This is a genomic window from Protofrankia sp. Cj5 (genome assembly GCF_917627405.1).
In the GTDB taxonomy this organism is placed as follows: domain Bacteria; phylum Actinomycetota; class Actinomycetes; order Frankiales; family Frankiaceae; genus Protofrankia.
In genome coordinates this window covers 1-23,878 of the sequence record NZ_CAKJTO010000019.1, presented here as the reverse complement: position 1 = coordinate 23,878, position 23,878 = coordinate 1, and the positions used below count along the sequence as shown (strand labels likewise).

Below are 23,878 nucleotides of genomic sequence, written 5' to 3'. Positions count from 1 at the left end.
TTTGGATCAAGAACGATACCGGGCCGCCCGCGGAGCGGGTTTTCAGGCGCGGTAGACGCCGAGCAACGCTCGATCCCGAACCAGGGGTCGTTACGTCCGATACCAGGGCGTAACGACCCCTGTTTTTGTTCCAGCGGCCGTCCTCGGCGGCGCGGGCCGGGTGTTGGCCGAGGTCAGGCGCCCGATCCGGGTGACGAGAGGACGAGAAAGGCAGATAGTTAGTTGTATGAAGGAAAAGATATGGAGGCTGGATGTCCATCGAGCAGTCCGTACGTGCCCCGTCCAGCGCGTCCTCGGGTGACCCGCCGGCCCCGCCGGCCCTGGCGGTCCGAGGCCTGACCTACCGGTTCGGCGGGCACACAGCGGTTGACGCGGTCGACCTCGACCTCGCGGCAGGGGAGATACTCGGCCTGCTCGGGCCGAACGGAGCCGGTAAGACCACGGCGATCCGTGCCGTTGTCACGCTGCTGCGGCCGGCGGCCGGGTCGGTGCGCGTGTTCGGGATGGACGCGGTACGTTATCCCATCCGTGCGCGCCGCCTCATCGGCTACGTGCCACAGATGCTCTCGGCGGATTCGGGCCTGACCGGGCGGGAGAACGTGGCACTGTTCGCGGGGCTGTTCGACGTACCACGGCGGCAGCGGCGGGCGCGGGTCAACGAGGCCTTGGCCGCGATGGGGCTGACCGATGTCGCGGACCGGTTGGCGCGTACCTATTCCGGCGGGATGGTGCGCCGGCTGGAGCTGGCCCAGGCGCTGGTCAACGCGCCACGCCTGTTGATCCTCGACGAGCCGACGGTGGGGCTGGACCCGATCGCCCGCGACAGCGTGTGGGCACACGTCCACCGGCTGCGTGCTGAGCAGGCGATAGCGGTCCTGCTAACCACGCACTACATGGAGGAAGCGGACGCCCTGTGTGACCGGGTCGCGCTCATGCACACCGGCCGGGTACGCGTCACCGGTGTCCCGGATGAGCTCAAGGCGGCCATCGGAGCGCGGACGAGCCTTGAGGACGTGTTCCGCCACCACACCGGTGATGCGCTTGAGGGTGGCGGGGGAGGTGATTTCCGTGATGTCCAGCAGATCCGCCGTGTCGCCAGCCGGGCCGGTTGAGCGCGCCGATCCACCGAGCCCCCTGTCCTCGGCGGGGATCATCTTTGATGGAGATCGTGACGGGCCGTTCGGCGCGGCGCGGCTGTTGTTCCGCCGTTTCGCGACCCTCTCCCTGGTGGAGTTGCAGAAGCTGCGCCACGACCGGGTCGAGCTCTACACCCGGGCGGTCCAGCCCGCGCTGTGGCTGCTTGTTTTCGGCGTGACTTTCAGCCGTATCCACGCCATTCCGACCGGATCCGTGCCCTACCTGGACTATCTGGCACCGGGGATTCTCGCCCAGTCGGCGCTGTTCATCTCGATCTTCTACGGCATCCAGATCATCTGGGATCGGGACGCGGGCGTCCTGGCCAAGCTCATGGTCACCCCGACACCACGAACGGCGCTGGTCGCGGGCAAGGCGTTTGCGGCCGGGGTGCGGGCGCTGATACAGGTCGCCGTCGTCCTGTTGCTGGCGGCTCTGCTCGGCGTAGGGCTCACCGCCAACCCGCTGAAACTGGTCGGCGCCGCGGTCGCGGTGCTGCTTGGCGCGGCCTTCTTCTCCTGCCTGTCCATCGTGATCGCCGGGCTGGTGCTCTCCCGGGACCGGCTGATGGGAATCGGCCAGGCAATCATGATGCCGATGTTCTTCGCGAGCAACGCCCTGTACCCGGTGTCCATCATGCCGAGCTGGGTCCGCGTGGTCAGCTATCTCAACCCGCTGAGTTATCTGGTCGACGCGTTGCGCGGCCTGCTCATCGGTACCCACGGCCACCTCGTGCTGGATTTCGCCGTTCTCACGGGCTCCGCGGTTTTGACGATCATTGTGGCCAGCGCGCTGCTCGGCCGCCTGGCTCGATGATCAGGAGCCTGTTCCGCATCACGCTCGCCCAGGCGAGCCGCGTCCAGCCGGTCCCTGGCGTCGGCTGTCACAGCCCCTGTCCCAACCGGAACATCTCCCGGGCGGCTCCGTTCGCGGGCGAGGCCCATTCGCCGTCCAGGACGGCAAGACGGACACCGGGAGCGGACAGCCAGCGCTGGATCCGTTCCGTCTCCTCCGCGCTGGCGCACGGCGTGGGCCCTGGCCCCGGGCACACGGTTTCGGCGCTGGCCTGTGCCGCGGCGACCCAGGGCCGCGGATGCGCTCGCGGCGGGGTGCGGGTAGCCGCGACCAGCCTGCCGTGACGGATCACCGCGATGTCCCAGCCACCGTCACCGCTGGGTGAGGCCGCGGCCATCTCGGCCACGCCGGTCAGCGCCGACAGGCGTTGCAGCCGCCGCGCGCCGTGCAGGAACGCGAGCAACCGGTCCCGCTGGACGGCCGCGTCCTCGAAACGTTCTTCGGCGGCGAGGCTGTCGATGCGTTCCCGCGCGGCGGCAACGACCACAGACGGGTCGGTGGTGATGGCCCGGCGGGCCGCTTCCACATGCCGGGCGTACTCCTGCGGGCTTTCCCGGCCGTCGCAAGGGGCTCCGCAACGTCCCAGCTCCGCGAGTGCGCAGGCCGGCACCGAACGCCGTGGCGACAGGCGGGCGGTGCACTGCCGCAGTGGAATCGCCGCGTGGATCGCGGCCGCGGCGAGCTCGGCCCCGGCGGTCCCCGCGAACGGGCCGAGGTAGGTCCCGCCATCGCGGACCGCCCGCACCCGTGCCAGCCGCGGGAACGGCTCGTCGGTGATCCGCAGGTAGACCGCCCGCTCCGGATGCCGGGACCGGCGGTTGTACGGAGGCTTGTATTCGGCGATCAGTCGCAGCTCGCGGACCTCGGCCTCCAGCGCATGCGCGCACGCGATCGCGTCCACCCGTTCGGCCGTCGCCACCATCTCGGTCATCCGTGCCCGTGGCTCACTCGCGGTGAAGTAGGAGCGGACGCGTGCGCGCACCGACCGCGATGTCCCGATGTACAGCGCCCGGCCGCTGCGATCGCGGAACACATAGACCCCGGGCCCGGTCGGCAGCCCGTCCGCCAGGTGCCGTTTGCGCCGCCGCGCCGGGGAGACCTTCCGGGTGAAACCGTGGACGTCCTCCAGCGTGGTCACGCCGAGGTTGCCGAGCCGCTCGAACAGGCCGTGCAGGACGGTGACAGTCGCCCGCGCGTCCGCGAGAGCCCGGTGACACGGCTCGGCGTCCGCGCGGAAGAGCCGGGCCAGCGAGGCCAGTGTGCGGTCCGGGCATTCATCCCTGGTCAGGATCTGCCGGGCGATCCGGAGGGTGTCCAGGTATTCCCACTCGGGAACCGGGTAGCCGCCGCGTACGCACGCCTGGCGCAGGAAGCCCAGATCGAACGGGGCGTTGTGGGCGACCAGGACGCTACCGTGGGCGAACTCCAGAAAAGCCGGCAGCACGGCGCCGATGGGCGGCGCGGTGGCGACCATCGCGTCGGTGATCCCGGTCAGGACCGAGATGAACGGCGGTATCGGCGCGGCCGGCCGCACGAGGGCCGCCATCTCCGCGAGGACCTGCCCGCCGCGGACCTTGACCGCGCCGAGTTCGGTGATCTCGTTGTCGGCGCTGCGGGTACCGGTGGTCTCGAGGTCCACGACAACAAAGGTGACGTCCCGCAGGGGCCGGCCCAGCTCCTCGAGACTGGCCTGTCGCGGCTGGGAGCGGGCCGTGGGCGGCGACGGCTGCGTCGAGAAGGGCACCGGCGGGGTCTGGTGGCCGCCGCCAGGCGCCTGCGAGAACAGGCTCATGTCCGCGCAGGCTATCGGCAGCCGCGGACAGTTCTGCCGCGGACATGTTTTGTGCCATAGCCGGGTTTGGGTGGCAGCCGGGTTTGGGTGGCAGCCGGGTTTGGGTGGCAGCCGGGTTTGGGTGGCAGCCGGGTTTCGCCGCGGACGGGTGCCAAGGCGGACGGCTCTCTTTCAGCGGGTGGCTTTCTCGTCATCCTCGGTGGCGGGGCCGACCGGTTGGAGCCCCCGGGCGGCACCTCGTGCCGATGACCCTCCTACCGATAGTGTCCAGGTATGGCCAGCGTCTTCACCCGGATCATCAATCGTGAGCTGCCCGGGCGGATCGTCTATGAGGACGATCACTGCGTGGCGTTTCTGACGATTGCTCCTCTCACCCCCGGGCACACCCTGGTGGTCCCGCGGCTGGAGGTCGATCACTGGATTGATCTTCCGTCGGACGTGCTGCGGGAGCTGTGGAGCGGAGCCGCGCGGGTGGGACGGGCCGTGGACAAGGCGTTCCGTCCCCGGAAGGTGGCCGCGCTGCTGGCCGGTCTGGAAGTGCCGCACGTCCACGTGCATATCGTCGCGATCGATTCTGAGGCCGAGCTTTCCTTTGCCAGAGCTGATCACAATCCCGACCCGGCCGCGCTGGATGACGCGGCTGACCGTATCCGGACCGCGTTGATCTAGTGGTCGCCGCCGGCGGGCGAGCTCAGCCGCGTAAAATGATCAGCTGGGCTTGGCGCGCCCGGCAGGAGGCGCGTGCCCCAGCCCCGCGATGCCGCGTCCCCCGGTTTGTCACCGCTGGGACGAGCCGGCGCGGAACGCTGGCGATCCGGAAGGGCCTGCCTGCTCCCTATACGCTGATGCGTCATCGTTGTTCCCATCGCGCCCCGGAGCCTGCGCCGTGCCCGTCGACCTGCCCGGACCGCATACCCGCTGGCGGTGCGGGATATGTGGTAATCTGACCCGTTTCGATGTGGCGAGAACGCTACGGTCACGGGACTACGTCCATGTCGATCTTGCGGGTGTCCCGCGTGTGGAGGAACGGGACATCGTGGACGAGAAGATCGAGCATGTCTGGTGTCGGTGGTGTGGCGCGGTGGACAGCGTGGTGTGTGAGCCTCGGCCGGCGTCCGGGTGAGCGAGCCACTCCCGCCCAACGTCCGGGCGCAGGTCGTCACGTTTGCCGCTGACACCCTCGCGGACATTCCCGAGCAGGATGTGCCGGCCGCGCTCATCGCGGTCCGGCGCTTCATCCCGTCGCGACGCGCTCGGCTCGGGGCCACCCCGTTGGCCGCCGCGATCGCGAACGACGCGGTTTTCCGCGGGCGGGTGGCCGAGCGGGTCCGGCTCGCCCTGCCCGATCTCGTCGCGGCACTTTCCTCAGCCGAGGGACCGCCCGAAGCGGCCCCACCCGAGGAGATCGCGGCCGTCGCCTACGTCCTGCGCCTGCCCGGCTGGGAGCGGATGGTCGAGGCCGCCGCTCAGGAACTGGCCGAGACGGCCGCTTCGGCCCGCGCGGCGCAGGCCGCCGATGCCGCCGCACGTCTCCATGAGCGGCTCGAGGCGTTGAAGCGCAGTTCCAGGGCTGAGAGCGATCAGCTGCGTGACCGGCTGGCGGCGGCCCGGACCGAGGTTGAGGATGCTCGTCGGCGGCTGAGATCATCGGCTGACCGGGTGCGTCGGGCCGAGCTGGACGCCCAGGAGACCATCCAGAGGGCTGAGCGCAGTCGCGACGACGCGGTCGCCGCGGCCCGGGAGGCCGAGACCGAGACCCGCCGGTTGCGACAGCGGGTCGTCGAGCTCGAGGCGGCGCTGGCGGCGGCGCGGCGAGGCAGCCGGGAAGCCAGGTCCGTGGAGGACGTGCGCCTGCGCGTTCTGCTTGACACCCTGATGGCCGCCGCGAACGGTTTCCGCAAGGAGCTCTCGCTGCCGACCGCCGTACGGCGGCCCGCGGATGTCGCCGGTCGCGAGAACGATGGCACGGCACTGTTCGATCCGTTCTGCGGGGTGGGCGTGCGCGGCCTGGCTGAGGACGATCCCGGGGTTGTCGACGAGGTCCTAGCGGTTCCCGGAGTGCACCTCATTATCGACGGTTACAATGTGACCAAGCGTGGTTATGGCTCGTTGACCTTGCAGGCGCAGCGCGCCCGGCTGCTGTCAGGGCTCGGCGCGCTGGTCGGTCGCGCGCCCGAGAGCGAGATCACGGTGGTCTTCGACGCGACCGCGGTGATCGCGCGGCCGGTCGGGGTGGCCACGCCCCGCGGGGTGCGGGTGGTGTTCAGCCGGTCCGGTCAGCTTGCCGACGAGGAGATCATCCGGTTGGTGCGGGCTGAGCCGGCGGGCCGCCCGGTGGCTGTGGTGACCTCCGATCGGGAAGTGGCGGAAACGAGCCGGATGTCGGGTGCCCGGCCGGTCCCGTCCGCCGCGCTGCTGACTCGCCTCGACCGATCCTGAGCCGCCGGGCCTGGGCGCTGACCGGGCGGCCGGGCCTCAGCACCGTCGGGACGGTTGGGAAAATTTGTCGGACCCCGTGGCTACGTTGTGTCTCAGTGCTACTCGTTGCCTGTGTTGCCGCAGGTGCTGGGGAATCGTGACGTAGGCGGCCGGTATCGGCTGGAGGGGCGGAGACGATGTTGATCGACTGTGGCACCTGCGCGGTTCGCGGGGACGCCTGTGGCGACTGTGCGCTGCACGTCCTGCTCGGGTCCGACCCCGCGGCCGGCTGGGACGAGACCGAGCTGCGGGCGTTGGCGCTACTGGCCGACGCCGGGCTGCTGGCGCGCATGACCCCGTGGCCGCGTCCCGTGCCGCTCACACCACCCCCTGCCGGGCCGGCACGCCTCTCGCCCGCGCAACGCTCACACGGACGTGCGCGCCGAGCCGGCTGAGCCCCGCGGCACTGGCCGATGGCGCTTGTCATCGAGGGGCCGGCCATCGTTGCGCGGTCCGCGGCGACCGCCGAGACGAGGGCCGCGGCGCTTGTCATCGATTGTGATCGTGGTTGCGCTCGTGTTCCTGCCGGTCGCGGCCGGCGTCGGGGCGTCGTTGGTCGCCGTCGCTCCTTCGGACCAGGCCGATGCGGCCCATCGCCCCACCGACCAGCTGACCATCACGGGTTACGGCGTGTCACCCGCACGGCTTACTCAGGTCCGGCGGGAAGCCGGTGACGCGCTGCGCTACGTGCGTGGTGTCTGGGACGGGGCATGGTCCGCCCCTGTCAGGATCGACCTTCCCGCGGACAGCGCGGGGTTCCGCGCACGGGTGGGCCGCGCGGGCACGGACGGCGAGGCTGCGGTCGCGGTGATCCCGCGGGCGGGTGGGGCTGGAGCACCGGGCGGCGATGCCACCCGGGTGGTCATCAATCCCGATGTCTATGAACGGCTTACCCCCGAGGGCCGCCAGGTGGTACTGCGTCATGAGCTGACCCATCTGGCGAGTGCGGATGTGACCGGCCCCGGTACCCCCACCTGGCTGGTGGAGGGTCTTGCCGAAGTGGTGGGGCATGCCGGCGTGGCCCTGAGCGTGCGCCGGGCGGCCCCGGAACTGGCGGTCGAGGTCCAGGCTGGCTGGCTGCCTGACGCGCTGCCGGGTGACGCGGCGTTCACAGCCACGGATGGGACGGTTCCCCGTAGTTACCAGGAGGCGTGGCTCGCCTGCAAGTTGATCGCGGACACGGTCGGCACGGACGGGCTCATCGGCTTTTACCGACAGGTGGGGTCGGGCGAAGGCGGCCCGAATACTCGGCTGGCCGGGGCTTTCCAGCGGTTCCTGGGCACCACGGAGGCCGGTTTCGTCGCCCGCTGGAGGTCGTACCTGCGTGCTCAGCTCCCGACCGGGACGGACCGGCGACCGCCCGCGTGAGCCGGTGCTGACCGGTGCTGACCGGTGCTGACCGGTGTGGACGCCCGGGCTCGAGCCGGCCGCCGCGGTGTTGATGGAACAGGGGAGTATGGCCTGATGCGGGTGCTTGTTGTGACCAACGATTTTCCGCCCCGTCCGGGTGGGATTCAAGCCTATATACATAATTTTGCCAGCCGTCTTCCCGGCGGAGCGGTAACCGTGTACGCGCCCGCCTGGAAGGGGGCGGCCGCCTTCGACGCGGCCGCGCCGTTCCCGGTGGTGCGCCATCCGACTTCGCTGATGCTGCCTACCCCGGATGTGCTTCGCCGCGCCCGGGAGGTCGCCCGGTCACACGGCTGCGATGCGGTGTGGTTCGGGGCCGCCGCGCCGCTGGGCCTGCTCGCGACGGGGCTGCGCCGTGATCCAGGGGTGCGCAGGATCATCGCGAGCACGCACGGCCATGAGGTGGGCTGGGCGGCGTTGCCAGGCCCCCGTCAGGTGCTGCGCAGGATCGGGCGGTCGGTCGACGCTGTGACCTATCTCACCGACTACACCAAGGTGCGCCTTGCGTCGGCCTTCGGCCGCCATCCGGCCCTGGCCAGGTTGCCCAGCGGTGTCGACACGGAGCTTTTCCGGCCGGGGGCGGGCCGCGACGACATCCGCAAGCGCCACGGCCTGACCGATCGTCCGGTTGTCGTGTGCGTGAGCCGGCTGGTTCGGCGCAAGGGGCAGGATATGTTGATCAAGGCCCTGCCGGCCTGGCGCCGCAGGGTACCCGGAGCCGCGCTTCTGCTGGTCGGCGGGGGAGCACACCGAGTGGCGCTGGCGCGTCTCGCCCGTGAGGCCGAGGTCGACAAGCACGTGGTGATGACCGGTCCCGTGCCCTGGGAGGAACTGCCGGCCCACTACGCCGCCGGGGACGTGTTCGCCATGCCGTGCCGGACGCGGTTGGCGGGGCTGGAGGTCGAGGGGCTCGGTATTGTCTACCTGGAAGCGTCCGCCACGGGTTTGCCGGTGGTGGCCGGGCGCAGCGGCGGAGCGCCGGACGCGGTGCTCGACCGCCGGACCGGCATCGTGGTCGATGGCGGTGACCTGGCACGGGTCACCGACGCTGTCGGTGGGCTGCTGGCCGATCCTGGGCGCGCGCGGGCGATGGGTGCGGCCGGCCGTGCCTGGGTCGAGGTATCGTGGCGCTGGGACATCCTCGCGGCCAGGCTGCACGACCTGCTTACCTCCCCGGGGTAGCGGCCTTGCCACGGTCTGGACCCGAGCCCGTGAGCGGGCACATGCCCGTGGCCGGCGTGTCATGGCGGCGGGTCTGCGGGCCTGTGAGCAGCATCATGATTGTGAAGCCCACGGTCCCTAGACTTACCGCGCATGAGGGTACACGTGGTCAGTGACGTCCATGGGCGTGCCGACGCGCTTGCCGCGGCGGGAAGGGACGCGGACGCCTTCGTCTGCCTGGGCGACCTCATTCTCTACGTGGACTACCGCGATCACAGCCGGGGGATCATGGGTGATCTGTTCGGCCCGGTGGCGGTCGGAAAAATGATCAAACTGAGGACCGAGCAGCGTTTTGACGAGGCGCGCGAATGGTCGCGAGGTCTGTGGGCGACGCTGGGCGACGACCGTCAGGAGATCATTGAAGCGGCGATCCGCAAGCAGTACGAACAGGTGTTCGCCGCTTTTCCGGCGCCGACCTTCCTGACCTACGGCAATGTGGATCTTCCGCATCTTTACCAGGACTACCTGCGCGACGGGGTCACGCTCCTGGACGGTGAGGTGGCTGAGATCGGCGGGCTGCGTTTCGGTTTCGTGGGCGGGGGGCTGCGCACTCCGATGCGTACTCCCTGCGAGATCGACGATGACATCTATGCCGCGAAGGTCGCCGCTGTCGGGGTGGTGGATGTACTGTGCTGTCACGTTCCGCCGCACCTGCCCGAACTCGTGTACGACACGGTTGCTCGGCGTTACGAGCGAGGCAGTGTGGCGGTACTGGAGGCTATTCACGAAATTCAGCCCAGGTATGTGCTTTTTGGGCATGTTCATCAGCCCTATCGTGAGGTTCTTGAGATCGGACGAACGCGGTGCGTGAACGTCGGCCATTTCAACGCTCGAGGGACGCCGTTCGTGCTGGAGTGGTAGCTGTCGGACGGGCCTGCGGGCCATCCGGTAGCCTCGACGACCGGTCACGATGATTATCCTGGCTTCCAGTGGGTGGAAGACTTCTTGATCGTGAATCTTCTCGCGTCGGGGTTCCCGGGTTCCGGGAGGCCTGGAGAACCTGGAGAGCCGGTATGTCAGGCAACCGGTATGTCAGCGACGCCGGGTATGCCCGGGTAGTTTGTGGAGGCACTGTCACCGATGGCGGATCAAGCCCGAGCCACCCTTACGATCAATGCCGAGCCCGCGGAGGTGATGGCTGCGATTGCCGACACCGCGGCGTATCCGACCTGGTCGGGGCCAGTGGAACGATCCGAGGTCATCGAGGTCGGGCCGGATGGTCGTCCTCGCCGGAGCCGCTTCCTGGTCAACGCGATGGTGGCGAAGGAAGAATTCGTCATCGAGTACACCTGGTCGGGTAACGAGTCGGTGAGCTGGACGCTTGTCGAGGGGCACAACATGACTGCCCAGGAGGGCAGTTATGTTCTATTTGATCTTGGTGATGGCAAGACCGAGGTCACCTACGACCTGACCGTCGAACTTAAGATCAAAATTCCTGGCCTGCTCCGGCGCAAGGTCCAGAACGGCGTTGTCGACGCCGCGCTGAAGGATCTCAAAAAGTATCTCGAGAGCTGACAGCGCGTGCGATGCGTGCTCTTTTCCGGCAAGGGAGGCGTCGGGACAACCACGGTCGCCGCGGCAACGGCAACTCTGGCGGCTCAGCGCGGTAACCGGACGCTGGTGATGTCGGCGGATCCGGCGCGAGGCCTCGCGGCTGTCCTGGATCATCCGCTGGCCGATGTTCCTGTTGAGATCGAGTCCGGCCTGTTCGCACAGCAGGTGGACATCCAGCGGGCGTTCGAGGACCAGTGGCAGGTACTTCGCGGTTCCTTCGGGCGGCTGTGGGAGGCGACGGGAACCGAACCGATCGACGCCGGTGAGCTGATGCCGCTTCCCGGTGCCGAGGAGGTGCTCACCCTGCTCCAGCTGCTTGATCAGATCAGGTCCGGAGCCTACGACGTCGTCGTGCTCGATACCGGCCCGGTCGCGCAGCTGCTGCGCCTGCTGACGCTTCCCGAGACGCTGTCGTGGTACCTGCGCCGGATGATCCCGGTGGATTACCGCATTGCCCACCTGCTGCGCCCGACCTCTCGCATACTCGGGCGCGGCGACGTGACGGAACCGCTGACGGGCGCCGTCACTCGGCTACGAGAGATCATGAACGAAGTCCGGGAGGTGCTCCTGGACCCGTCACGATCGAGCGTGCGGCTCGTTCTGACTCCGGAGAGCGTGGTGGTGGGACAGACCCGCGGAGCGTTGACGGCGCTCGCGTTGCACGGTTTCGGCGTGGACGCGGTGGTGGCTAACCGGGTGCACACCCAGGCCGGTGCCGATGCCTGGCGGGCCGGGTGGGTGGCCGTCCACCGCGAGCAGCTGCTGGACGTCGAGGTGTCCTTCGCGCCGATCCCGGTCCTGCGCGCGGCCTACCGCGCTGGTGAGCCGATCGGTCTGGAGGAGCTGGCGGCTTTTGCCGCCGCCGCCTACTCGGGCCTGGACCCCGTGGCTGTTCTCGGCGGTGGCGGACTGACCGGCAGCGAAGCGCTGCGCGTCGAGCGCACCGGTGATGGCTTCTCGCTCTCGCTGAGCCTGCCGTTCGTGGAACGCTCCGAGATCGACCTTGCACGGATCGGGGATGACGAGCTGATGGTGTCCGTCGGACTGCAACGACGGCTGTTCAGCCTGCCATCAGCGCTGCGTCGTTGCGACGTGCGTGGCGCGGTGTTGCGAGACGATCGTCTGGTGGTCTCTTTTGTGCCCAATCCGGACTTCTGGGTACGCACATGACCCGTAGCACGGCTGGGCCGCTGGCGCGGGAGGCAGCCCTGCTGGCCGCGGCTCTGCGCGACCTGCTTGCCGAGCCGGCGGCGCACGCCGGTGCGGGCGGTGTGGGCGGTGTGGGCGGTGTGGGCGGTGTGGGCGGTGCGGATCATAATCATGATGGTGCGGCGGCGGGATTCGGCACCGGACCGTTTTTCGGGCGGACCGCGGGCTGCGACGGCAGCCAGGCCCATACCGGTTTTCCAGCGGGCCAGCAGGACGATCGATCTGGTGGGGCGCAGATCGTGGCCTGCCAGGCGTGTCCGGTGTGTCGGCTCGTCGCGACTGTCGCCGCCGGTCGGCCGGAGGTGGCGGTACATCTGTTCGCCGCCGTGACGTCGCTTGCCGCGGCGCTGCGGGCGACCCTTGCGGCTCCCGTCTCCGACGTCCCCGGAAGCGCCGGCAGCCATGCTGGGACAGACAGGCAGGAGAGCACGACCGAGCGACCGCGGCCCCGGTCGCGTGTTCAGAGGATCGATGTCGAATGACTGCCGCAACGGCCTTGGGGCACAGCCACCCAGAGTCGGGTCTGGTGATCGGTGTGGATGTCGGCGGAACCAAGGTTGCCGCGGGCGTCGTCGACCGGAACGGGGCGGTCCTCGCCTCGGTCCGCTGGCCGACTCCTACCAAGGAGCCGGCCGAGGTGGCCGACTCGATCGCCGCGGCAGTCGATGACCTGCGCGCCGCTGTGTCGCCTCGTCCGGTGGAGGCGGTCGGTATCGGAGCGGCCGGCTGGATCGACCGTGAGCGGTCACACGTCCTGTTCGCGCCGAACCTCGCCTGGCGGAACGAACCGCTGCGGGATGAGGTCAGCGCCCGGATCGGGCTGCCGGTGATCGTCGAAAACGACGCGAACGCGATGGCATGGGGGGAGTACCGGTTCGGCGCCGGCCGTGGCCATGACGACCTGCTGTGCGTCACCGTGGGGACCGGTATCGGCGGCGGGATCGTGCTCGACGGGAAGCTGTACCGGGGACACGCTGGCATCGGTGCCGAGATCGGGCACATGCAGATGGTGCCCGGGGGCCACCCGTGCGGCTGCGGGAACAAGGGATGTTTCGAGCAGTACGCGAGCGGCCGCGCACTGGTCCGGACCGCCCATGAAATGATAATGGTTTCGCCCGCGGCCGGCCGTCGGCTGCTGGAGCTGACAGATGGCGATGTGACCTGCCTGACGGGTCCGATGATTACTGATGTCGCCCGGCAGGGCGATCCGCTCGCGGTGAAGTGTTTCGAAGAGGTCGGCAGCTGGCTGGGCCGGGGGCTGGCCAGCCTTGCCACGATCCTTGATCCCGGCCGTTTTGTTGTCGGTGGCGGCGTGGCGGAAGCAGGGGATCTTCTGCTCGGCTCGGTGCGGGCGGAGTTTCGTAACAATTTGTCAGGTCGTGAATACCGTCCTGAGGCGGAGATAGTCGTGGCGGAACTCGGGCCGCCAGCGGGGATCATCGGTGCCGCGGACCTGGCTCGACACTGAGTTCCCGCCGTCGCGCCCCGTGGGGTGCCAGCCGTCGTTCAGGCAGGCCCCGGCAGCGGCCCCGTCCCGGAGCGGGACGGGTAGTCCGCGACCAGTTCCTGAGCCAGCTGTTCCAGGAACAGGCCGCTGTCGGTGACGACACCGACAGCCTGGGCGAACCCGCGGTCGACCAACCTGGTGACGTTGCTCGGGTCGATGTCGACACAGGCTACCGGGATGGATGCGGGCAGGATGTTCGCGGTTGCCACCGAGTGCAGCATCGATGCGATCATCATGGCGAATCCGACACCGTGCAGGGCCTCTCGCATGGCTCGCTGCCCGGCCAGCACATCGGTATGAACGTCAGGCAGCGGACCGTCATCGCGAACCGAGCCGACCAGGACGAACTTCTTGTTGGCCTTGACGATCGCATGCATGATCCCGCTGGTGAGGATGCCGTCCTCAACCGCCGTGGTGATCGAACCAGCGCCCCGGATCGTGTTGATCGTCCGGATGCGCTGTTCGTGACCACGCTCAGTGGTGTGGGCGCGGGCCGACTCGTTGCCGATCGCCGTGCCGTAGAGGGCCGCCTCGATGTCGAGGGCGGCGAACGCGTTCCCGGAGAACAACACGTCCACATAGCCCGCCTCGACCAGAGCGACCATGGCGGGAGCCGCGCCGGCCTGCACGACCGCCGGCCCGGCCACCCACAGGACTGAGAAGCCCTCGGCCTTGAGCTCGCGGATCTGGCGTGCGATCGTGCGGACCAGCAGCGCCTGGTACTGCGGTGACATCGACGTCGTTGACGACGACAGGGACTGGAAGGTTCCGTACATGCGGGTCGAGTGATCGCTGACCGGTAGCACGGTCTTCACTCCGGACACTCCACACACGATCATGTTGCCGGCCCGGACCTCGGACACCGGGATGGTGCGGACCCGCCCGCCGGAGACGACCAGGCCGCAGTCCATCTCGGGATGTTCCACCGGCACCCACTGGCCGCCGAGATGGACCACGGTCTCCAGATTGGTGGTCGAGTAGAAGTCCGCGGGGAAGACGCCGTCGCGCTCGGCAGGCCGTAGCAGCACCTCGTCAGAGCTCACGCTGTTGACACCATGCACCTGGATGTGCATGAGAATCCGGGAAAGCTGGTTCGCTGAATCCGCTCCGACGATGATCTTTGCGTGTGACTCGTCATCGTGGCTCTTGCCGAGATCAATGCTCTCGACCTCGTAATCGCCCCCGTAGCTCAGGACGTCATCGAGCACACGAGCGAGAACCCCGGTGTCCATCAGGTGACCGTGGATCTCGACCGTTTCGTGAAAGCGCACGCAGCCGCCCCTTCCATGCCGTAGCTCTGGCGCCGAGGCCCACCCGGAGCCAGGCTCAGACGACCGCGCCGTCGTCGCCGTCGTCGGAATCGGTGGGTGGTCGATCCCCCAGCTGTGCTACCAGTGTGGCGACTCCGCCCAGCACAAGCACGACTCCGGCAATGTCATGACCCGTGCCCTGCCTGATGCCGGCCACCGCTGGTACGAGCAGGATTCCAAGGCCGAGCGCGAGGGAGCACAATGCCCACCGCGTGACAGGACGCATCCGTGGTACCGGCGGCGGTGGTGGTGGTTCGTAGTGATCGGACTGTCCGTAAGCGCCCGCCACCTGATCGGCGGCCGGCACGTAGTCGGGGCCGTAGGTGGGGCCACTGCCAGCTGTTCCGCTGCCAGCTGTCCCGTCGGTCAGGCGGGCGACCAGCGCGGCGAACGCCGCGTCCCACTCCGCCGCGTTGTCGCTCAGGGCAGCGGCCGGCGCTGGCGCCCGGAGCGCGGAACTTTCGTCCGCCGTCGCGTCAGCCGGGAAATCGCCAGGTGCCGGCTCCCGGTCTGAAGTGCCGTGCGCGGGTGCGGGGCCGCACTGGCGTGCGTCGTACGTCTGGGCGGGCCCACCCGTCGGCTCGCCCCGGCCGCCACCCTCGCCCCCGTCGCGGCGGTTGCCCTCGGCATCATGCCGCGCCCGCTGGCCCGAGCCGTGATCGGAATCTTTTCGGTCGCCGGGTGTCATGTCGGTCATGGCTCAGCCCGAGAGCGGCCCGGAGGCCTGGGCCTGCGGCAGCGCGTGGGTACGGATGAACTCACGACTTTCCTCGAAGATTGTTTGGCGATCGTTGTCCAGCGTCGCCACGTGATAGCTGTCCTCCAGGACACGTTCGGAGACGGTGCACGATGCCGCTCCAGCCAGCAGGATCTGCCCGGACGAGGCCTCGACGACGTGGTCGACGCGGCTGCGGAAGGTCAGCACGGGGCACACAATGCGTCCCAGTTCCGCGACTGTCACCCGCCACAGGTGGGACAGGGAGACGTAGGCCCGCAGCGGCACGCGCTGATAGGCGATCTCCCGCTCGCCGTGGGCTTTGATGTCGCTGGCCACCCCCGGCACAGCCGGTATGATGCGAGAGAGCAGCGGGGCGAGTACTGAAATCTTCCGATCGGTGCCGAGACTCGGGTTGACGGTGACCGCGCCGGCCACAGCTGAGCCGTGTACCTCCGCGAGACGCAAGGTCAGCGTTCCACCCATGGACAGCCCCATGACGAAAACAGTCTCGCAGCGTTCCCGGAGCCGCGTGAACGCGGCGTCCGCCGCGCCGAACCAGTCCTGCCAGGTTGTGGCGTTCATGTCCTGCCAGCGGGTGCCGTGGCCCGGCAGCAGCGGACAGCACACTGTCAGGCCGGCCTCCGCGAGGAACTCGCCCCATGGGCGCATGCTGTGCGGTGTGCCTGTGAATCCGTGGACCAGCAGCACGCCGGTGCCACCACCGCCGAGCTCGAAGGGCTCAGCGCCCGGCATGACCGAACTCCGCGGTCCGCTCCCCATGGTTTCCGCCCTCTCGTCAGATGCGCGGGACCGTTCGCTCCCCGTGGGGGCGGATGGCTTCTCCGTCATCGTCACGCAAACCGGTTTTGCAGCATGCTCGCACGCCCGGGAGAGACAGGCCATGCTCAGTGTGCCGCTCGAGGCGGCGCGCCCGTTGCCGGCGGCCCCGTGCATGGGCTCCGAGCCGGTGCCCGCGGGTGGGAGGCAACGGAGGTGGTCGCGGCGAGGCGCTTGTGACGGCGGCGACACGCTGGCATGGTTCGGCACCTGCCGGTGGACGCCACCAGCGGGGATACATAGGGTTATTCCGGCCACCGTGCGCGGGTGTGTCCGGCGAATATTTGGTGGACGACCACACCGGGAGCTGACGTGTTTTACTGGGTCGTCAAGGCATTTCTCACCCCCTTCCTGCGACTCTTCTGGCGGCCCTGGGTGGAGGGGCTGGAAAACATCCCGGAGCGGGGTCCCGCCATCCTTGCGGGTAATCATCTGTCCTTCGCGGACCACTTCTTTCTCCCGCTGGTCGTGCCGCGCCGGGTCACCTTTCTGGCTAAAAGCGACTACTTCACCGCGCCGGGGATCAAGGGCTGGCTCAAGCGGGTGTTCTTCAGCGGCGCGGGGCAGCTCCCTATTGACCGCAGCGGCGGGGCCGCGAGTGACGCGGCGCTACGAACCGGGGTCAGGGTGTTGCAGCACGGCAAACTGCTGGGCATCTATCCGGAGGGCACCCGGTCGCCCGACGGGCGGCTGTACCGTGGTAAAATCGGCGTCGCTCGGATGGCGCTGGAATCGAAGGTTCCAGTGATCCCGATCGCGATGATCGGTACTTTCGAGGTGCAGCCGCAGGGGAAGGTGATTCCCCGGATCCGCCGCGTCGGTATTCGGATCGGCCGTCCCCTCGACTTCAGTCGGTACGAGGGAACAGCGGATGATCGTTTTGTGCTGCGCTCCATGACTGACCAGATCATGTACGAGCTTATGGTGCTGTCAGGCCAGGAGTACGTCGACGTGTACGCCCAGCGTGCCAAGGTTGAGATTGCCGCCGCGCGTGAGGCCGCGGTCGAGGCGGCCGGGGGTACGGGAACTCCGGGTCCCGCCGGGCGGACGCACGATCGCCAGGCTGCCGCGGTGTCTCGGGCCGCGGGCGCTCATGGCGGGATTGCCGGGGACCGCGACAGCCGCGACGCCGCGGACGGGACGGATACCCGCCAGGCAGGCTGACGGCTCGCGCGGTGGGCACGGCAGGATGGTCGGCGTGTACTCATCGGGGGCCCCCAGAGCGCCGAGGCCGCGCTGGAACGAACACCGGCCGACCGGGCGTTTCGCGGCGGGGCGGCGCGGCCTGGGACGGCTGATCACAACGGGTGTGACCGTGGCTGTCACCACGGTAGCGGCGACGGCCGGTGTTGTCTCGGCGCTCGGGGCTCAGCCCGCGCGCGGCGCGGAACCGACGGGCCTGGCGCTGACCGCGATCGCGGCGGGTGGCCCGCCCGCCGGCACCGTGCTGCGCGCGGGCCGCTTTATTGTTGATCTTGAAGGCCGTGTGCTGTTCCTGCACGGTCCCTCGGTCCCTCCAGGGGCTGTCGTTGACACCGCCACCGCTGGGCAGTGGGCGGCCGAGGGCTTCAACGCGGTGAGTATCGGCGTGCGGATGGACACCGACGGGACGTTCGCTGGCAGTTCCAGCAGTTCCAGCAGTTCCAGCCACGCTGGCATGCCGGCTCGGGCGGCCGCCGATGGCTCCGATCCCGGGCTTGAGCAGCTTGCCACGGCTGTCGATGCCGTCGTCGGTCGGGGACTGCGAGTCATGATCCAGATTGTGCCGACCGCCGCCGCGGTGCGAGCCGGTGATGAGGCATTCGCCGCTGGCCTACGGCGGGTGGCTGGCCGCTTCCACGATGTCGCCGGGCTGGTCGGCTTCGAGCTCGTTGCCCCGGCCGGTTCACCCGCGCTCAACGGAGCGGTCCGGGACACCGATGCCCACCATCTGCTGTGGCGGCAGAGCATCGCCCCGTTCGACGCGGCCGCGAGTGTCGTGACCAACGACGAGGCCGCGCTGCTGGTCGGGTGGGCCGCCGGCGATCCCGCGACCGTGCTGCGGCTGGTGTCGGCCGCCGACGCGACCCAGCTCGGATGGTTCTTCGACCGGCCGCTGAACGACACCACGCTCGGTGCCGTCGCCAGGCCCTATCCGGCCGCGGTGGCCGGTGTACCGGTCGGCTTCACCTACAGTCCGTCGGGGCGGCTGCTGACACTGTCCTACGTACCGGTGCCGGCCGGCGGAGGTGCCTTCAGCGGTGGGGCCGCGACCCAGATCCGTGTTCCCACGCGCGTCTACCCTGACGGTTACGTGGTCCGGGCGAACGGGGCGACGGTGGTGTCCGCTCCCGGCGCGGGTGTGCTCTGCCTGGTCACCGATGCCCGAGCCGCCCGGGTGGACGTCAGGGTCGAACCCGCGGCCGCCGGGCGGGAACCACCGGTGGCCGCGCCGGTGGCTGGTGACCCCTGCCCAGGGGTCACCGCGCGGCCAACGGCGCCTCCCGCCGGAGGGCAGGCCGTGGACGGCGCCATGCGGACGGACAGAGCCGCCTCCCGTGCCACCGGCCAGGCTGGCGGCACGGGAGGCGGCCAGACTGGCGGCATGGCGCTGTGGGCACTGCCGCTGGCTGGCGCCGTGGGAATGGCGTCGGTCCTGGGCGGTCTGCGGTGGAGAATGCGCCGCGGCCGCGGCGGACGGGCGGCTGTCGCCGGCAGCCGGCGCTTTCCCTGACGTGGGCAGGCAAACTGGACGGGTGGGCACCCGATATCTTTATGACACCGAGTTCATCGAACGTTCCGAAGCCGGCCACCACTGGCTGGATCTGGTGAGCATCGGGATCGTCAGTGAGGACGGCGCCAGAGAATACTACGCTGTGTCCACTGAGTTCGATCCAGCCTTCGCGGTGCCGTGGGTGCGGCGCAACGTGCTGGACAAACTTCCGCCGCCGGCCGATCCGTGCTGGCGGTCGCGGTCGCGGATCCGTTCGGACATCGCCGAGTTCCTCGGTGTCGACGGGCCGCCGGAGCTGTGGGCCTGGTACGCCGCTTATGACCATGTGGTGCTTTGTCAGCTTTTCGGCACAATGACCGATCTTCCCCGTCCTTTCCCCCGGTTCACCCGTGACCTGCGCCAGCTCTGGGAGGAGGTCGGCCGGCCACCGCTGCCGCGGCCGCCCCACGACGCCCATGACGCTCTCGCCGACGCCCGGCACAACCTGGCCCGCTGGCGTGTGCTGGCGCCGTTGCGGGCAGCCGCGTCATCGTTGGCCGCGGAAGCCGCGGAAGCCGCGGAAGCCGCCGGATAGGAGCGCCTCTTCCGGCGGTTCTTCCGGGCCGCCGGCCCGGCCGTGCGAGCGGAACTATGATCTTTTGGTTTTTGTTCAACCGGATTTTCGCGCCACGGATGCCGGTTCTGTTCCTGGAACGCTCCGCCACGACTACGCTCCGCCCTGATGGGCTCGATGCGGGTCATCAAGGCAAGTCGTCAAGGCGTCAAGGTGGCGAAAAGGGGTGCGGTCGTGCGGGTCGGCGTACTGACAGGCGGTGGGGACTGCCCAGGACTGAACGCGGTCATACGGGCGGTTGTCCGTAAGGGAGTGGATATCTATGGATATTCTTTCGTGGGTTTCCGGGACGGCTGGCGCGGTCTTCTGGAAAATTCGACGGTGCCGCTTGGCGTAGCTGCGGTCCGGGGGATTCTTCCGCGCGGTGGGACGATTCTCGGTTCCAGCCGCACAAATCCCTACAAGGTGAATGACGGGGCGGATCGCATCCGGCGGACAATCAACAGCCTGGGGATCGACGCCCTTGTCGCCGTCGGGGGCGAGGACACCCTCGGCGTCGCCGCCCGGCTGCACGCCGAGGGCATTCCGATTGTCGGGGTTCCCAAGACCATCGACAACGATCTGTCGGCCACCGATTACACCTTCGGGTTCGATACGGCGGTGAACATCGCGATGGAGGCCATCGACCGGCTGCACACCACCGCCGAGAGCCACCACCGGGTCCTCATCGTCGAGGTCATGGGCAGGCACGCCGGCTGGATCGCCCTGCACAGCGGGATGGCGGCCGGCGCCAACGTGATCCTCATCCCGGAACGGCCGTTCGACATCGACAAGGTCTGCGCCTTCGTCGAGCACCGTTTTGCCTCGCACTATGCGCCGATCATCGTGGTGGCCGAGGGCGCGAGCCCGGTGGCCGGCAGCCTGGTGGTCAAGGAGGGCGAACTTGATGCCTTTGGACATGTCCGGCTGCAGGGAATCGCGTCCGTCCTGGAGACCGAGATCCGTGGCCGTACCGGGCGCGAGTCCCGCGCCACCGTACTCGGCCATGTGCAGCGGGGCGGTACACCAACGGCGTTCGACCGCTGGCTTGCGACCCGTTTCGGCCTGCATGCCATTGACGCCGTGTATGACGGCGCCTGGGGCACGATGGTCGCTCTGCGCGGAACCCGGATCGAGCGGGTACCGCTGACGGAGGCGACCCGTCAGCTCAAGCTGGTCCCCGAGGAGCTCTACACCGAGGCGGAGGTGTTCTTCGGCTGAGACATGGCTGGGACACGGCGGAGCCGACACGGCCGAGGCACGGCACGGCTGCGGTGATGCATGATCAAATCTTTACGCCGTAGCCTATTACACTGTGGACGAACTGGATGTCTGGCGGACCCTGCCGGCCAAGCAACAGCCGAGCTGGCCCGACCCGGTGGAACTGGCCGCGGCCCGTGACCGGTTGGCGATCCTCCCGCCGTTGGTCACCGCGCCGGAAATTCGGGTGCTGACCGAACGGCTGGGGTCGGTCGCCCGGGGCGAGGCGTTTTTGCTCCAGGGCGGCGACTGCGCGGAAACCTTTGCCGCGAACACCGCCGACAAGATTCGTGACAAGGTGAAAACGCTGCTGCAGATGGCGGTTGTGCTTACCTACGGCGCGAGCGTGCCGGTGGTGAAGGTCGCCCGGATAGCCGGTCAGTATGCGAAGCCGCGGTCAGCCGACATCGAGGCGAGCACGGGGCTGCCGTCCTACCGCGGTGACGCGGTCAACGGCATCGCCGCGACGGCCTCGGCCCGCCGGCCCGACGCCCGCAGACTGGTGGATGCCTACCATGCCAGCGCGGTCGCGCTGAACCTCATCCGCTCCTTCGCCACCGGCGGATTCGCCGATCTGTCGAAGGTGCACGAGTGGAACAAGACGTTCGTGCGGGACTCCGCGGCTGGGCGCCGGTACGAGCTCATGGCCACCGACATCGAGCGGGCGTTGTCGTTCATGGCGGCCTGCGGCATCAGTCCCGAACGTGCGCCCAGCCTGCACGGCGTCGAGCTGTTCACGAGCCATGAGGCGCTCCTGCTGGAGTACGAGCGGGCGCTGACCCGGACAGAGGAGGCGAGCGGCGCGGTCTACGATCTCTCCGCGCACATGCTCTGGATCGGTGAACGTACCCGTCATCTCGATGGCGCGCATGTGGACCTGATGTCCCGGGTCGGCAACCCCATCGGGTGCAAGGTGGGCCCGAACGCATCCCCGGACGACGTCCTCGCGTTGGTCGATCGGCTTGACCCTGAGCACATCCCAGGCCGTTTCACGGTCATCACCCGGATGGGAGCGGGCCGCGTCCGCGAGGTGCTTCCCGCGATTATCGAGAAGGTCAACTCCGCCGGGCATCCTGTGGTGTGGTCGTGCGATCCCATGCACGGCAACACCCGTGACGTGAACGGGGTGAAGACCCGGCACTTCGACGATGTCCTCGACGAGGTGTTCGGTTTCTTCGAGGTCCATAAGTCGCTGGGCACCCATCCTGGCGGCGTGCATATCGAGCTCACCGGTGACAACGTGACGGAGTGCCTCGGTGGTGGCGAACAGATCGGTGAGGCCGATCTCGCCGGTCGGTACGAGACCGCATGCGATCCGCGTCTCAACACCGGCCAAGCCTTGGAGCTGGCCTTCCTCGTCGCTGAGATGCTTCAGCAGGGCGCCTCCGGGGTGGCGCCTGCCAGCGCCCGGGTAGCGCCTGCCAGATCCACCGGGGCAACATAGATCATCTTTGTCGATCCAGCGGGCGTGGCGGAGCTGATCGCGGGAGCTGGCTGGGTCAGCCCGGGTCGGCGGAGTCCAGCAGACCCGCCACGATGCCCTCGGGATCGACAGCGGGATCGCTCTCGGTCGGTGGCGCGCTCGGCGTCCGCGATGCCCCGGTGGCCGGGGTGGTGGTTGCGGTCGCGGTGCTGGTGTTCGCGGGCTGTCCGGTGGTAGCCGGGCTGGTGGGGCTCACCGCCGGGAGATCGGTAGTGACCGTGCTCGGTGCGCTGGGGGTTGTCGGGACACCCGCGCCGGAGACCGGTGTGGGGGACGGGCTCATCGGCGGCGTCCCGTCCGTGTCCTGGCGGGCCGGCTGCCGGGTGCGCGAACCGTCCGCCTGGGTGGGAGCGGCCTGCGGGGCGCTCCCATGCGACGGCGTCGCGATTACGGCGGTGACGGTGTCGTTCACACCATGCACGTAGTCAAGAGCGGCGGAGGCCATCGTGCGCAGCAGACCGCCGGGCAGGCCGTCGAGCAGCGCGCGCAGATCTCGGGACTGGTCGGTGGTGAAATCCCGGACCGTGCGCAACGCGTCATCGCTGCCGCTGCGGGCCTCGGCGACCAGCACCTCCCCACCGGCCGACGCCTCGTTGCGCCAGGCCGTGAGGAGAGCGCGAACCTCGGTGGTCCTCCTCGGGAGCAGCCCGTCGTCCATGATGGTGCGGATCTCCCCGAGCCTGGTCCGGGCAATGTCGAGATGGACCTTGGCTTTTTCCACCCGGCTGTTGGTGAGATCGAGCTGGATCTGCTCGACTCGGAGCTTGAGCCCGTAGAAAGGCTCACCGGGAAGCGCCCGATCGGTGTTGACCGCGATGCCCGTCACCACGACCGAGGTGGCGAGGGCACCGATCAGGGCCGGGCGGACGCAGACCCGCGCGCGGGAGCCGCGCGCGGGAGTACGCCCGGCGCTGGTCAGGAGCTCGGTAGCCGGGAGCTCGGTAGCCGGGAGCGCCGCGGCCGGTAGCTCGCTGCTCAGCAGCCAGGTGTCCGAGGTTTCCGCGCACAGCAGGGCGCGCAGGGACGCGCGGAACTCCTCCCGCGGCGATACCTGTTCAACCGCTCGCAGCGCGCTGACGACATCCATCCTGGCGCGGTCGCGTGAGCCGACGACGGGCTGTCGACCGTCCGTTAACCGGTCGAAGTGTTCCGCTCGCCGCCGAGTGAGTGGCACTCCCACGGACGTCCCCCTGTTCCCCCTGTACGGTGCGCCGTCCAGGCGCTGATCGGCACCCGTATACACCGTCCGGTCCCATGGTGACGGGGAACACCCCGCGTGGGCACGTATCTCGCCCTCGCCGCCCATGGTGATTCGTCCGGGTGGGCCGGTACACCCGGGGATACACCCATTCTGAACGATCGCCAGATAGTCATCCGCACTATCCCACTGTGAGGGTCACCTTGGTGCCCCGGTCGACCGTGCTGCCGGCGGGCGGGTTCATGCTCTTGACGGTGTCACCGAAGAGGCCGAACCCGTCGCGCTCGGCCTTCAGCCCGGCGCGCTGCAGTTCCCGGGCGGCGGCCGGGTACCTGAGCCCGACAACATCGGGAACCTGGACCAGCTGGCCGTCGCCACCCCCGCCGTTGCCGTTGCCCCCGTTGTCGGCGGGGCCCTGGGAGACGAACAACGTGACCGTGGAGCCGCGATTGACCTGCTGTCCTGGATCAGGGGAGGTACGTACGACGCTGTTGACGGGGACGGTGTCGTCGTTGATGTTCTGAGCGATGACTTTGAGGCCGATGGCCTGGAGCTGATTCCGGGCCTGCTCGAAGGGCTGCTGGATGACGTTGGGCAGCACGAGGGT

The 23,878-nt window shown here is 68.9% G+C and carries 24 protein-coding genes; 18 read left to right on the top strand and 6 right to left on the bottom strand.

The features are described from left to right. Positions 1 to 251 precede the first annotated feature (251 nt). Together MJ777_RS06560 and MJ777_RS06555 are read left to right on the top strand one after the other, a co-directional pair. On the top strand, positions 252 to 1,112 hold the full coding sequence (locus MJ777_RS06560) for an ABC transporter ATP-binding protein (protein ID WP_239347169.1): 861 nt from the start codon (positions 252 to 254) through the stop codon (positions 1,110 to 1,112). Continuing rightward, positions 1,072 to 1,950 (top strand): ABC transporter permease, encoded by an 879-nt coding sequence (locus MJ777_RS06555; RefSeq protein ID WP_239308042.1) that lies wholly within the window; start codon positions 1,072 to 1,074, stop codon positions 1,948 to 1,950. Before MJ777_RS06560 ends, MJ777_RS06555 begins: the two co-directional genes overlap by 41 nt. A 67-nt stretch (positions 1,951 to 2,017) precedes the next feature. On the opposite strand, the gene MJ777_RS06550 is transcribed toward MJ777_RS06555, so the two are convergent. Then, positions 2,018 to 3,781, bottom strand: a complete 1,764-nt coding sequence (locus tag MJ777_RS06550) for a DEDD exonuclease domain-containing protein (RefSeq protein ID WP_239374138.1) — start codon at positions 3,779 to 3,781, stop codon at positions 2,018 to 2,020. Positions 3,782 to 4,054: 273 nt separating this feature from the next. Between MJ777_RS06550 and MJ777_RS06545 the strand changes: the two genes are divergently transcribed. The 11 genes from MJ777_RS06545 to MJ777_RS06495 all read left to right on the top strand — a co-directional run bounded on the left by MJ777_RS06545 (position 4,055) and on the right by MJ777_RS06495 (position 13,121). After that, positions 4,055 to 4,450 (top strand): HIT family protein, encoded by a 396-nt coding sequence (locus MJ777_RS06545; protein ID WP_239308044.1) that lies wholly within the window; start codon positions 4,055 to 4,057, stop codon positions 4,448 to 4,450. A 217-nt stretch (positions 4,451 to 4,667) separates the two neighbouring features. Continuing rightward, complete coding sequence (locus tag MJ777_RS06540) at positions 4,668 to 4,904, top strand: hypothetical protein (protein WP_239308045.1); 237 nt, start codon at positions 4,668 to 4,670, stop codon at positions 4,902 to 4,904. After that, positions 4,901 to 6,220 (top strand): NYN domain-containing protein, encoded by a 1,320-nt coding sequence (locus tag MJ777_RS06535; RefSeq protein WP_239308046.1) that lies wholly within the window; start codon positions 4,901 to 4,903, stop codon positions 6,218 to 6,220. The genes MJ777_RS06540 and MJ777_RS06535 overlap by 4 nt, the downstream gene beginning before the upstream one ends. Positions 6,221 to 6,396: 176 nt before the next feature. Next, a complete protein-coding gene (locus MJ777_RS06530; protein WP_239308047.1) occupies positions 6,397 to 6,654 on the top strand; it encodes a hypothetical protein in 258 nt (85 codons plus the stop codon). Between the two features lie 91 nt (positions 6,655 to 6,745). Beyond that, positions 6,746 to 7,627, top strand: coding sequence for a hypothetical protein (locus MJ777_RS06525; RefSeq protein WP_239374135.1), 882 nt, complete (start codon positions 6,746 to 6,748; stop codon positions 7,625 to 7,627). A gap of 96 nt (positions 7,628 to 7,723) precedes the next feature. Beyond that, positions 7,724 to 8,851 (top strand): glycosyltransferase family 4 protein, encoded by a 1,128-nt coding sequence (locus tag MJ777_RS06520; RefSeq protein WP_305039371.1) that lies wholly within the window; start codon positions 7,724 to 7,726, stop codon positions 8,849 to 8,851. Between the two features lie 132 nt (positions 8,852 to 8,983). Further along, positions 8,984 to 9,751 carry a metallophosphoesterase gene (locus MJ777_RS06515; RefSeq protein WP_239347165.1) on the top strand — a complete coding sequence of 256 codons (768 nt, stop codon included), beginning with the start codon at positions 8,984 to 8,986 and terminating at the stop codon, positions 9,749 to 9,751. 219 nt (positions 9,752 to 9,970) lie between these two features. Continuing rightward, on the top strand, positions 9,971 to 10,405 hold the full coding sequence (locus MJ777_RS06510) for an SRPBCC family protein (protein WP_239308050.1): 435 nt from the start codon (positions 9,971 to 9,973) through the stop codon (positions 10,403 to 10,405). A 6-nt stretch (positions 10,406 to 10,411) separates the two neighbouring features. After that, entirely contained in the window at positions 10,412 to 11,614 is a 1,203-nt protein-coding gene (locus MJ777_RS06505) for an ArsA family ATPase (protein ID WP_239308051.1), read from the top strand. Next, positions 11,611 to 12,135 carry a hypothetical protein gene (locus tag MJ777_RS06500; RefSeq protein WP_239374117.1) on the top strand — a complete coding sequence of 175 codons (525 nt, stop codon included), beginning with the start codon at positions 11,611 to 11,613 and terminating at the stop codon, positions 12,133 to 12,135. Before MJ777_RS06505 ends, MJ777_RS06500 begins: the two co-directional genes overlap by 4 nt. Further along, positions 12,132 to 13,121: an ROK family glucokinase gene (locus MJ777_RS06495; protein WP_239308053.1), complete on the top strand. Its 990-nt coding sequence runs from the start codon at positions 12,132 to 12,134 to the stop codon at positions 13,119 to 13,121. The genes MJ777_RS06500 and MJ777_RS06495 overlap by 4 nt, the downstream gene beginning before the upstream one ends. Before the next feature lie 38 nt (positions 13,122 to 13,159). On the opposite strand, the gene MJ777_RS06490 is transcribed toward MJ777_RS06495, so the two are convergent. The 3 genes from MJ777_RS06490 to MJ777_RS06480 are packed head-to-tail and all read right to left on the bottom strand — an operon-like array spanning position 13,160 to position 15,968. Then, positions 13,160 to 14,431 (bottom strand): TIGR00300 family protein, encoded by a 1,272-nt coding sequence (locus MJ777_RS06490; RefSeq protein WP_239347164.1) that lies wholly within the window; start codon positions 14,429 to 14,431, stop codon positions 13,160 to 13,162. A 55-nt stretch (positions 14,432 to 14,486) separates the two neighbouring features. Beyond that, positions 14,487 to 15,167, bottom strand: a complete 681-nt coding sequence (locus MJ777_RS06485; RefSeq protein ID WP_239347163.1) for a hypothetical protein — start codon at positions 15,165 to 15,167, stop codon at positions 14,487 to 14,489. A gap of 3 nt (positions 15,168 to 15,170) precedes the next feature. Continuing rightward, positions 15,171 to 15,968: an alpha/beta hydrolase gene (locus tag MJ777_RS06480; protein WP_370652664.1), complete on the bottom strand. Its 798-nt coding sequence runs from the start codon at positions 15,966 to 15,968 to the stop codon at positions 15,171 to 15,173. A 369-nt stretch (positions 15,969 to 16,337) separates the two neighbouring features. Between MJ777_RS06480 and MJ777_RS06475 the strand changes: the two genes are divergently transcribed. The 5 genes from MJ777_RS06475 to MJ777_RS06455 all read left to right on the top strand — a co-directional run bounded on the left by MJ777_RS06475 (position 16,338) and on the right by MJ777_RS06455 (position 22,034). After that, the gene (locus MJ777_RS06475; RefSeq protein WP_239308057.1) at positions 16,338 to 17,189 is read left to right on the top strand and encodes a 1-acyl-sn-glycerol-3-phosphate acyltransferase; all 852 of its coding nucleotides are present in this window, start codon (positions 16,338 to 16,340) and stop codon (positions 17,187 to 17,189) included. 34 nt (positions 17,190 to 17,223) lie between these two features. Next, a complete protein-coding gene (locus MJ777_RS06470) occupies positions 17,224 to 18,738 on the top strand; it encodes a hypothetical protein (protein ID WP_239374114.1) in 1,515 nt (504 codons plus the stop codon). A 22-nt stretch (positions 18,739 to 18,760) separates the two neighbouring features. Next, positions 18,761 to 19,312 carry a polyadenylate-specific 3'-exoribonuclease AS gene (locus MJ777_RS06465; protein ID WP_239308059.1) on the top strand — a complete coding sequence of 184 codons (552 nt, stop codon included), beginning with the start codon at positions 18,761 to 18,763 and terminating at the stop codon, positions 19,310 to 19,312. A 213-nt stretch (positions 19,313 to 19,525) separates the two neighbouring features. Beyond that, a complete protein-coding gene (locus MJ777_RS06460; RefSeq protein ID WP_370652665.1) occupies positions 19,526 to 20,551 on the top strand; it encodes a 6-phosphofructokinase in 1,026 nt (341 codons plus the stop codon). Positions 20,552 to 20,645: 94 nt separating this feature from the next. After that, positions 20,646 to 22,034, top strand: coding sequence for a class II 3-deoxy-7-phosphoheptulonate synthase (locus tag MJ777_RS06455; protein ID WP_239308061.1), 1,389 nt, complete (start codon positions 20,646 to 20,648; stop codon positions 22,032 to 22,034). A 55-nt stretch (positions 22,035 to 22,089) separates the two neighbouring features. Here the strand turns inward: MJ777_RS06455 and MJ777_RS06450 are convergent, their stop codons facing one another. Both MJ777_RS06450 and MJ777_RS06445 read right to left on the bottom strand, forming a co-directional pair. Beyond that, complete coding sequence (locus tag MJ777_RS06450; RefSeq protein WP_239374108.1) at positions 22,090 to 23,160, bottom strand: DUF5667 domain-containing protein; 1,071 nt, start codon at positions 23,158 to 23,160, stop codon at positions 22,090 to 22,092. 292 nt (positions 23,161 to 23,452) lie between these two features. After that, on the bottom strand, positions 23,453 to 23,878 hold a 426-nt coding region (locus MJ777_RS06445), incomplete at its 5' end, for a PASTA domain-containing protein (protein WP_239374106.1).